We start from the raw sequence: 9,529 nt of genomic DNA, 5'->3' as shown, positions 1-9,529 counted from the left end.
GACGGGGGACGCATGACAGCACGAAGGACGTCCGAACGCTCGGACCTCTATCGCAGGGAGACGTTGGAACACGAGGTGGCCGCAGCGCGCAGCTGGGCGGACCTCATGCGGCGCCTCGGCCTGAAGCCGAGCGGGGGCCGTCGCCGGGTGCTCCAGGAAAGAGTGGCTCGATACGGCCTCGATACCGGCCACTTCGTCAAGAGCAGTCCATGGCGCACGTATCCGGACGCCGCTGTCGCCGAAGCCGCCGCATCGGCCGCCTCCTTGCGGGAGGTGGCCCTGAAGCTCGGAGCCGTCCCGGCCACGGGAACGCTCTCCCACCTCCGGCGCCGTATCGACGCGATGGGGATCGACATCGGTCACTTCCCCGGTATCGGGCGTCGGAATGTCGACCTGCCCCTCACCCGTGAAGAGCTGCGGACAGCGGCGGCCGAGGCCACCAGCGTGCGTGGCGTCGCCCGCGCTCTCGGGGTCCCCGACGACGGCCGGTCACGGGCGGCGCTGGGCCGCATGCTCGCCGAGCACCGCATCGACGTCAGTCACTTCACCCATCGGCGCGCGGCGATTCCCGTGGAGGCACTACGGAGCGTCGTGCCGCGCTGCACGAGTTTCGCCGATGTCATGCGCGCTCTCGGCATGGAGGTCGACGACACCAATCATCGGCGGGTGCGTCGGGCCGCCTCGCGCCTCGGACTCGACACCGGCCACTTCAAGCGCCGGACCTGGGCGCGACCTGAGCGACCGGCGCCCGCACCGACCGCCTGCCGCGTGCTGGTCGTCCTGCCGGAGCAGGCGGGACGCCCCAGAAGGGCCCAGCTCCATCGGGCGCTGGCCGAGGTCGGGGAGCCGTACGCGTGCGCGGAATGCGGCAACACCGGTGAATGGCGAGGCCGTCCGATCACCTTGCAGATCGACCACATCAATGGGGACTGGCGCGACAATCGCCGGGAGAACCTGCGGTATCTGTGCCCCAACTGCCATTCGCTGACGGCGACGTGGTGCCGGCAGAAGGCGAAAGTGGTCCCTCTCGCCAGCTGAGCCGCGGCCCTCGTACACTGAGTGCCGCCGGTCGGGCGTGATGACCGTTTTGAGCGGCCGTTGCTGAATGGTATAAGCGGAGGTTTTAGGTGCCTCTGGGCGTTTGCCCATGTGGGTTCGAATCCCATCGGCCGCACGCAGGAGAGGGCCGCCGGACCCGGCGGCCCTCTCGCATGCTCAGCCCAGCAATTCCCCCACCACCGGTACCAGGGCCCGGAACGCCTTGCCGCGGTGGCTGATGGCGTTCTTCTCGGCGGGGGAGAGTTCGGCGCAGGTGCGGGTCTCGCCGTCCGGCTGGAGGATCGGGTCGTAGCCGAAGCCGTTGGTGCCGGCGGGGGTGTGGCGGAGGATGCCACGGAGTTGTCCCTCGACGACGCGTTCGGTGCCGTCGGGCAGGGCGAGGGCCGCCGCGCAGGCGAAGTGGGCGGCGCGGTGGGGTGCGTCGATGTCGGAGAGCTGGGCCAGCAGCAGGTCGAGGTTGGCCTGGTCGTCGCCGTGGCGGCCCGCCCAGCGGGCGGAGAAGATGCCGGGTGCGCCGTTGAGGACGTCGACGCACAGGCCCGAGTCGTCGGCCACGGCGGGCAGGCCGGTGGCCTGGGCGAGGGCGTGGGCCTTGAGCAGGGCGTTCTCGGCGAAGGTGACGCCGGTTTCCTTGACGTCGGGGATGTCGGGGTAGGCGTCCGCGCCGACGAGTTCGTGGGGCAGGCCTGCGTCGGCGAGGATCGCCCGGAGTTCGGTGATCTTTCCGGCGTTGCGGGTGGCGAGGATCAGGCGGGTCATGGGTGTCAGTATCTCCGGTGCCGGTGGGCGGCATCTCCGGTACCGGTCAGCGGCATCTCCGGTGCCGGTGGGCGGCCCGGAGCCCGTGGCCTTTTCGCGTCGGGCCGGCCGGCGGTGTGTGGTGCGGGTGTGGCGGGCGGCCCGGCGCGAGGGGCGGGCGGGTGTTATGGCGTGCAGACCTTGGTGAGTTCGCCGGCGGCGTCGGTGACGGGGCTGACGTCGGGGGTGTTGTCGCCGTTCTTGATGGCGGTGCGGACGTTGCCGACGGCTTTGTCGAGGTCGTCGACGGCTTTGTTGATGTCGGCGTTGTCGGTCTTGTCGCCGATCTTGTCGAGGTTGTTCTCGATGGAGTTGAGGGATGCGTCGGTCTGTGTGGGGTCGTTCGCCGCGTTCTCGACGGCCTGTTGGAGGTCGGTGACGCTGTCGGCTATGGAGTCGGCGGTCTGGACGCAGTCCAGGGCCTTGTCGACCGCGTCGCATCCGATGGTCGTCGGCAGGGCGACGAGTGCGGCGACGACGGCGATGGTGGCGGTGCGGCGGCGATGGCGCGCGGCCATGGAACGGTCCCTCCCCGTGGGCGTGATGTGGTCCCCGGCCGTCGCGGGCCGGTCCGGCCGGTGGTGGGTCGGCTCGGCCCGCGGTGCGGTCGGTGGGCGCTCGGCTGGACCGTACGCCCGTACCTCTTAGAACGCGAAGGGTTATCGTCCGGTTGCCTCGAGGGTCGTTTCGAGAGCGGCGCGCTGGATGGCGGCGAGTTCGTCGCAGCCGGCGACGGCGAGGTCGAGGAGGGCGTTGAGTTCCTTGCGGTCGAAGGGTTCGGCTTCGGCGGTGCCCTGGACTTCGACGAAGCGGCCGTCGCCGGTGCAGACGACGTTCATGTCGGTGTCGGCCTTGACGTCCTCTTCGTAGCGGAGGTCGAGGAGGGGGATGCCGTCGACGATGCCGACGGAGACGGCGCTGACGGTGCCGGTGAGGGGTTTGCGGCCGGCCTTGACGAGTTTCTTGCCCTGGGCCCAGGTGACGGCGTCGGCGAGGGCAACGTAGGCGCCGGTGATGGCGGCGGTGCGGGTGCCGCCGTCGGCCTGGAGGACGTCGCAGTCGAGGACGATGGTGTTCTCGCCGAGGGCTTTGTAGTCGATGACGGCGCGCAGGGAGCGGCCGATGAGGCGGCTGATCTCGTGGGTGCGGCCGCCGATCTTGCCGCGTACGGATTCCCGGTCGCCGCGGGTGTTGGTGGCGCGCGGGAGCATGGAGTATTCGGCGGTGACCCAGCCTTCGCCGCTGCCTTTGCGCCAGCGCGGGACGCCTTCGGTGACGGAGGCGGTGCAGAAGACTTTGGTGTCGCCGAAGGAGACGAGCACGGAGCCTTCTGCGTGCTTGCTCCAGCCGCGCTGGATGGTGATGGGGCGCAGTTGTTCGGGGGTGCGGCCGTCGATGCGAGACATGGCGACGAGCCTAGTCGTATACGGGTGAGGGGCTGCGTCCGGTGATGGATGCAGCCCCTCGGGGGTGAGCGGGGTGGCTCACATCATGTCTTCGATCTCTCCGGCGATGGGGTCGGCGTCGGTGCCGATGACGACCTGGATCGCGGTGCCCATCTTGACGACGCCGTGGGCGCCGGCGGCCTTCAGGGCGGCTTCGTCGACCAGCGAGGGGTCGTTGACCTCGGTGCGCAGGCGGGTGATGCAGCCTTCGACCTCTTCGATGTTGTCGATGCCGCCGAGTCCGGCGACGATCTTCTCAGCCTTGCTGGCCATGTCCTACTCCCTGATCCGAACCGCTTTGTCGCAGTAACCCACAATTGGCCCATCTTTGCGAGCGGTCATGTCGTTCGTGCCGAATGATGGCGGTCACGACAGAGCGACCGGTCATCAACTGGTCTACACCAGTGGACGGGCGGGCGCCAAACCCGGCCCCGCCCGGAGGACGCCCATGACTGCCGACAGCACCGCTCCCACTGCGCGCGACCGTTGGAACGGTCTGTTCCAGGGGATGCAGAAGATGGGGCGGAGCCTTCAGCTCCCCATCGCGGTGCTGCCGGCGGCGGGCATCCTGACCCGGCTGGGCCAGCCGGACGTGTTCGGGGCGGACGGGCTCGGCTGGGACGGCGTCTCGAAGGTGATGAAGGGGGCGGGCACCGCTCTGCTGGACGGTGAGCTGGGTCTGCCGCTGCTGTTCTGCGTCGGGGTGGCCATCGGCATGGCGAAGAAGGCGGACGGTTCCACCGCGCTCGCCGCGGTCGCGGGGTTCCTCGTGTATCTGGGCGTGCTGCACCAGTTCCCGGAGACGTGTGCTCAGCAGGCGAAGGTCATCAAGGACATCGGCTGCCAGGCGCCCGACTTCTCCGTGACGGCGTTCACGTACCAGAATCCGGGGGTCTTCGGCGGGATCATCATGGGCCTGATGACCGCGTACTTCTGGCAGCGGTATCACCGCACCAAGCTGGTGGACTGGCTCGGCTTCTTCAACGGGCGCCGGCTGGTGCCGATCGTCATGTCGTTCGTGGCCATCGTGTTCGCGGGGCTGTGCCTGTGGATCTGGCCGCCGATCGGCGACGGCCTGGAGAGCTTCAGCGACTGGCTGGTGAGCCTGGGCGCGTGGGGCGCGGGTGTGTTCGGCGTGGCGAACCGGGCGCTGCTCGTCATCGGTCTGCACCAGTTCCTGAACGTGCCCATCTGGTTCCAGTTCGGCAGCTTCACCACGCCGAGCGGGGAGGTGGTGCACGGAGACATCAACATGTTCCTGCACGGTGACCCGGACGCGGGCCAGTTCACCTCGGGGTTCTTCCCGATCATGATGTTCGCGCTGCCGGCCGCCGCGCTGGCCATGACCCACTGCGCGAAGCCGCATCGCCGCAAGGAGATCGGCGGGATGATGCTCTCGGTCGCGCTGACGTCGTTCGTCACGGGCATCACCGAGCCGATCGAGTACTCCTTCCTGTTCATCGCCCCGCTGCTCTATGTGATCCACGCGATCCTGACGGGTGTGTCGATGGCGGTGACGTGGGGGCTCGGGGTGCACGACGGATTCAGTTTCTCGGCGGGTCTGATCGACTACGCCCTCAACTGGCATCTGGCGACCAAGCCGTGGCTGATCATCCCGATCGGGCTGTGCTTCGCGGTCGTGTATTACGCGATCTTCCGCTTCGCGATCACCAGGTTCGACCTCAGGACTCCGGGGCGGGAGCCGGAGGACGAGGTGGTGGACACGACCAAGCCGTAAGTAAGGTCTTTCCCGTACCCGTCAGGGGCCTTCGGACCGTGTGGTCCGGGGGCCCTTCGTCACGTCTGCAACCCCGTGCGGCCACTTCTTCCGACTATGGCCCAGCCCACAAAATCCGCGGGTTCCTTATCCAGCCTTCACCGTGCTACAACAGGTCTACACCACTGAGTGGTGTAGACCACGCCGTCCCCACCCCCTTGTCCCCCGGGCGGCGCCATGTTCACTGGAGGAACCTGTGTCCACGGCCAGCGCCGCTCCCGCGGCCGCGAAGAAGAAGGGCTCCGGCGCGATGGCTGTTCTGCAGCGCATCGGCCGAAGCCTGATGCTGCCGGTCGCCACCCTGCCCGCCGCCGCGCTGCTGGTGCGCCTCGGCAACGCCGACATGCTGGGACGCGAGTCGTTCCCCACGTTCCTCACCAAGATCGCCGGGTTCATGACGGCCGGTGGCAACGCGATCCTCGACAACATGGCGCTGCTGTTCGCCGTGGGCATCGCGATCGGCTTCGCGAAGAAGTCGGACGGCTCGACGGCGCTCGCGGCCGTGGTCGGCTACCTGGTCTTCAAGAACGTGCTGGCGACGTTCTCCGACAAGAACCTGCCGAAGGTGGCCACGGCTGTCGACGGCAAGGTGGTCATGGTCGACGCACCGGTGGACGCCAAGGTCCTCGGCGGTGTGGTGATGGGCATCGTCGTCGCCCTGCTCTACCAGCGCTTCTACCGCACGAAGCTGCCCGACTGGGCGGGCTTCTTCGGCGGCCGCCGACTGGTGCCGATCCTCTCCGCCTTCGCGGGCCTGCTCATCGGCATCGTCTTCGGCTACATCTGGCCGGTCCTCGGCACGGGGCTGCACAACTTCGGTGAGTGGCTGGTCGGTTCGGGCGCCGTCGGCGCGGGCATCTTCGGTGTCGCCAACCGCGCGCTCATCCCGATCGGCATGCACCATCTGCTGAACTCGTTCCCGTGGTTCCAGGCGGGCGAGTACCACGGCAAGAGCGGTGACATCGGGCGCTTCCTGGCCGGTGACCCGACCGCCGGACAGTTCATGACCGGCTTCTTCCCGATCATGATGTTCGCGCTCCCGGCCGCCTGCCTCGCGATCGTGCACTGCGCCCGTCCCGAGCGCCGCAAGGTCGTCGGCGGCATGATGTTCTCGCTCGCCCTGACCTCCTTCGTCACGGGTGTCACCGAGCCCATCGAGTTCACGTTCATGTTCATCGCGCCGGTCCTGTACGCGATCCACGCGGTCCTCACCGGTGTCTCGATGGCGCTGACCTGGGCGCTCGGCATGAAGGACGGCTTCGGCTTCTCGGCCGGCGCGGTCGACTTCGGCCTGAACCTCGGCATCGCGACCAACCCGTGGGGCCTGGTCCTGGTGGGCCTGTGCTTCGCCGCGGTCTACTACGTCGTCTTCCGCTTCGCGATCACCAAGTTCAACCTGCCGACGCCGGGCCGCGAGTCCGACGAGGAGCTCGCGGAGCTCCAGAAGGCCGAGGCCAAGTAACGGCACCGCCCGCGCACGAGGAGGCCCCCGGAACCGTTCGGTTCCGGGGGCCTTGTCGTGCGTGGGGGCCGCGGGCTGCCGCGTCCGGGCGCTAGATCTCGTACGACACCCGGGGCGCCGCCAGGTCCACCGGGCCCGCGTAGACGGCGCGGGCGTCCGCGAGGTTGGTCCGCGGGTCCGTCCACGGCGGGATGTGCGTGAGGACGAGGCGGCGGGCGCCGGCGCGGGTCGCGGTCTCGCCCGCCTCGCGGCCGTTGAGGTGGAGGTCGGGGATGTCCTCCTTGCCGTGGGTGAACGCGGCCTCGCACAGGAACAGGTCCGTGTCGCGGGCCAGTTCGTCCAGTGCCTCGGTCACCCCGGTGTCCCCGGAGTACGTCAGTGACTTTCCGCCGTGCTCCACGCGGATGCCGTAGGCCTCCACGGGGTGGCGGACCCGCTCGGTGTGCACGGTGAACGGGCCGACGTCGAACGTGCCCGGCTTGACCGTGTGGAAGTCGAAGACCTCGCTCATCGAGGAGGCGGACGGCGTGTCGGCGTAGGCCGTGGTGAGCCGCTGCTCCGTGCCCTCGGGGCCGTAGACCGGGATGGGCTCGCAGCGACCGCCGTCGTGGCGGTAGTAGCGTGCGACGAAGTACGCGCACATGTCGATGCAGTGGTCGGCGTGCAGATGGCTGAGGAAGATCGCGTCGAGGTCGTAGAGACCGCAGTGGCGCTGCAGCTCGCCGAGGGCACCATTGCCCATGTCGAGAAGCAGCCTGAAGCCGTCGGCCTCGACGAGGTAGCTCGAACAGGCCGATTCCGCGGACGGGAACGACCCCGAGCAGCCGACGACGGTGAGCTTCATAAGAGCTGGAACCTCCGCGCTGGCAGGAAGTGCAGAGAGTAGATGCGATATGCAGATACTCGGAGCGGGTACGGGAACGGGGGTCGTGCGGTCCGTCGAGCGTAAGGCGCAAAAGGGCCGGTCGCTCCTCCGCCAGGGGCCGTTGTGGGCGAACTCACCTGTGGTGTCACCGTTTCGGTGGACGTCGGGACGAGCGTGCGACGTCAAGTGTTCGCGGCGAGGAGCGCGCTGGGATGCGCGCCGGTACCTTCGTTGCTATGGACACGTCCTGGTGGCTCGCGCTCGCGGCCGTGGTGCTGCTCGCGCTGGTCGCGACGCTGGTGGACGGCTGGGGGCGCCGCGGGCGCCGGCCGGCCGGGCGTACGCGCCCGCCCGGGCGTCCCCCGGGCCGCAGGCGCGGAGCGCCGCGGCCCCGGCCGGCGGAGATCTGGTGGGCGAACGTCCCCTACGAGGACACACCGGGGGCGAAGGACCGGCCGTGCCTGGTGCTGGTCGTGCGCGGGGACCGGGCCGTCGTCGCGAAGATCACCAGCAAGTACCACGACGAGCGGGCCGGAGTGATCCCGTTGCCGCCGGGCGCCGTGGGCGACGCCCATGGACGGCCGAGCTTCCTGGAGACGGACGAGCTGCGGGACGTGCCGGTGTGGGACTTCCGCCGGAAGGTGGGCGTCATGGACCCGGTGCTGTGGGACCAGGTCCGCTACCTGGCGGGCTGACCCGACGGTCGCCCGCGCGCGGCGGGACCCGGAGTGGGGTATCCGGCACGCGGGCGCTGCCCGCGCACGGCGGCCCAAGGCGGTGGTTGGCCACGCGCGGCGAACCGAGACGGTGAGGGCCCGCGCACCGCGGCCCGAGGCTCGTCACCCCCGTGTCGCGGGCCGAGGCTGCGGTCACCCGCGCATCGCGGCCCGAGTCAACGGCTCCCCGCGCGCCGCGGGCCGAGATGCGAGGTGTCCGGCGTCAGAGGCGGGGCCGTCCCGACGTGGCTGTCGTGGGACGAGGGCGGGCGCTCGTCGCCCGTGTCGCCGGACCGGAGGGGCCGCCGCTCACCCGCGTGGGCGGACCGGACGGGCCGGCGGTCGCACGGGCGGACCGGGCCAGCCCGGCAGTCGCGCGGGCGGACCGGACGGGCCCGCAGTCGTGTGTGTGGGCGGACCGGACGGGTCCGTGGACCCGTCCGGTGGGCGCGTCACGCCCAGAGCTGGCCCTGGAGCGTTTCGATCGCTTCCTCCGTGGTGGCCGCCGTATAGACGCCCGTGGAGAGGTACTTCCAGCCGCCGTCGGCCACGACGAAGGCGATGTCGGCGGACTCGCCCGCCTTCAGCGCCTTGTTGCCGACGCCGATCGCGGCGTGCAGTGCCGCGCCGGTGGAGACGCCCGCGAAGATGCCCTCCTGCTGGAGCAGTTCCCGGGTGCGGGTGACCGCGTCCGCCGAGCCGACGGAGAAGCGGCTCGTCAGGACCGAGGCGTCGTACAGCTCGGGCACGAAGCCCTCGTCGAGGTTGCGCAGGCCGTAGACCAGGTCGTCGTAGCGGGGTTCCGCGGCGACGATCCTGACGTCGGGCTTGTGCTCGCGCAGGTAACGCCCGACGCCCATCAGGGTGCCGGTGGTGCCGAGGCCCGCCACGAAGTGCGTGATGGAGGGGAGGTCCGCGAGGATCTCCGGACCGGTCGTCGCGTAGTGCGCCCCCGCGTTGTCCGGGTTGCCGTACTGGTAGAGCATCACCCAGTCGGGGTGCTCGGCCGACAGCTCCTTGGCGACGCGGACGGCGGTGTTGGAGCCCCCGGCGGCCGGGCTGGAGATGATCTCCGCGCCCCACATGCCGAGCAGGTCACGGCGCTCCTGGGAGGTGTTCTCGGGCATGACGCACACCATGCGGTAGCCCTTGAGCTTGGCCGCCATGGCCAGAGAGATGCCGGTGTTGCCGCTCGTCGGCTCCAGGATCGTGCAGCCGGGAGTCAACCGGCCGTCCTTCTCCGCCTGTTCGATCATGTGCAGCGCGGGGCGGTCCTTGACCGAGCCGGTCGGGTTGCGGTCCTCCAGCTTGGCCCAGATCCGGACGTCCGCGGACGGCGACAGCCGCGGCAGGCGCACCAGAGGGGTGTTGCCCACCGCGGCGAGCGGGGAGTCGTAGCGCATGAGG

General features: G+C 69.8%; 10 protein-coding genes and 1 tRNA gene. 5 read left to right on the top strand and 6 right to left on the bottom strand.

Features of this window, described 5'->3' with window-relative positions:
• Window positions 1–12 precede the first annotated feature (12 nt).
• Window positions 13–1,038, top strand: coding sequence for an HNH endonuclease signature motif containing protein (locus ABEB03_RS03470; protein WP_345640950.1), 1,026 nt, complete (start codon window positions 13–15; stop codon window positions 1,036–1,038).
• A 53-nt stretch (window positions 1,039–1,091) separates the two neighbouring features.
• Window positions 1,092–1,174, top strand: a tRNA-Leu gene (locus tag ABEB03_RS03465).
• A gap of 41 nt (window positions 1,175–1,215) precedes the next feature.
• On the opposite strand, the gene rdgB is transcribed toward ABEB03_RS03465, so the two are convergent.
• The 4 genes from rdgB to ABEB03_RS03445 form a co-directional block, all read right to left on the bottom strand.
• Window positions 1,216–1,818 (bottom strand): RdgB/HAM1 family non-canonical purine NTP pyrophosphatase, encoded by a 603-nt coding sequence (gene rdgB / locus ABEB03_RS03460; RefSeq protein ID WP_345640947.1) that lies wholly within the window; start codon window positions 1,816–1,818, stop codon window positions 1,216–1,218.
• Between the two features lie 164 nt (window positions 1,819–1,982).
• Window positions 1,983–2,375 carry a hypothetical protein gene (locus ABEB03_RS03455; RefSeq protein WP_345640945.1) on the bottom strand — a complete coding sequence of 131 codons (393 nt, stop codon included), beginning with the start codon at window positions 2,373–2,375 and terminating at the stop codon, window positions 1,983–1,985.
• Window positions 2,376–2,516: 141 nt separating this feature from the next.
• A complete protein-coding gene (gene rph / locus ABEB03_RS03450; RefSeq protein WP_345640943.1) occupies window positions 2,517–3,263 on the bottom strand; it encodes a ribonuclease PH in 747 nt (248 codons plus the stop codon).
• A gap of 78 nt (window positions 3,264–3,341) precedes the next feature.
• Window positions 3,342–3,575: a glucose PTS transporter subunit EIIB gene (locus tag ABEB03_RS03445; protein ID WP_095934620.1), complete on the bottom strand. Its 234-nt coding sequence runs from the start codon at window positions 3,573–3,575 to the stop codon at window positions 3,342–3,344.
• 175 nt (window positions 3,576–3,750) lie between these two features.
• Between ABEB03_RS03445 and ABEB03_RS03440 the strand changes: the two genes are divergently transcribed.
• Both ABEB03_RS03440 and ABEB03_RS03435 read left to right on the top strand, forming a co-directional pair.
• Entirely contained in the window at window positions 3,751–5,040 is a 1,290-nt protein-coding gene (locus tag ABEB03_RS03440; RefSeq protein ID WP_345640939.1) for a PTS transporter subunit EIIC, read from the top strand.
• Between the two features lie 235 nt (window positions 5,041–5,275).
• The gene (locus ABEB03_RS03435; protein WP_345640936.1) at window positions 5,276–6,541 is read left to right on the top strand and encodes a PTS transporter subunit EIIC; all 1,266 of its coding nucleotides are present in this window, start codon (window positions 5,276–5,278) and stop codon (window positions 6,539–6,541) included.
• A gap of 91 nt (window positions 6,542–6,632) precedes the next feature.
• Here ABEB03_RS03435 and ABEB03_RS03430 read toward each other — a convergent pair whose 3' ends face one another.
• A complete protein-coding gene (locus tag ABEB03_RS03430) occupies window positions 6,633–7,385 on the bottom strand; it encodes an MBL fold metallo-hydrolase (protein ID WP_345640934.1) in 753 nt (250 codons plus the stop codon).
• Between the two features lie 257 nt (window positions 7,386–7,642).
• Between ABEB03_RS03430 and ABEB03_RS03425 the strand changes: the two genes are divergently transcribed.
• Entirely contained in the window at window positions 7,643–8,101 is a 459-nt protein-coding gene (locus ABEB03_RS03425; protein ID WP_345640931.1) for a type II toxin-antitoxin system PemK/MazF family toxin, read from the top strand.
• Between the two features lie 473 nt (window positions 8,102–8,574).
• Here the strand turns inward: ABEB03_RS03425 and ABEB03_RS03420 are convergent, their stop codons facing one another.
• Window positions 8,575–9,525, bottom strand: coding sequence for a PLP-dependent cysteine synthase family protein (locus ABEB03_RS03420; protein WP_345640929.1), 951 nt, complete (start codon window positions 9,523–9,525; stop codon window positions 8,575–8,577).
• Between the last annotated feature and the right edge of the window lie 4 nt (window positions 9,526–9,529).

This window comes from Streptomyces siamensis (assembly GCF_039543605.1).
Taxonomy (GTDB): Bacteria; Actinomycetota; Actinomycetes; order Streptomycetales; family Streptomycetaceae; genus Streptomyces; species Streptomyces siamensis.
The sequence above is the reverse complement of the archived record's forward strand: the minus strand, read 5'-3'. Positions and strand labels throughout refer to the sequence as shown.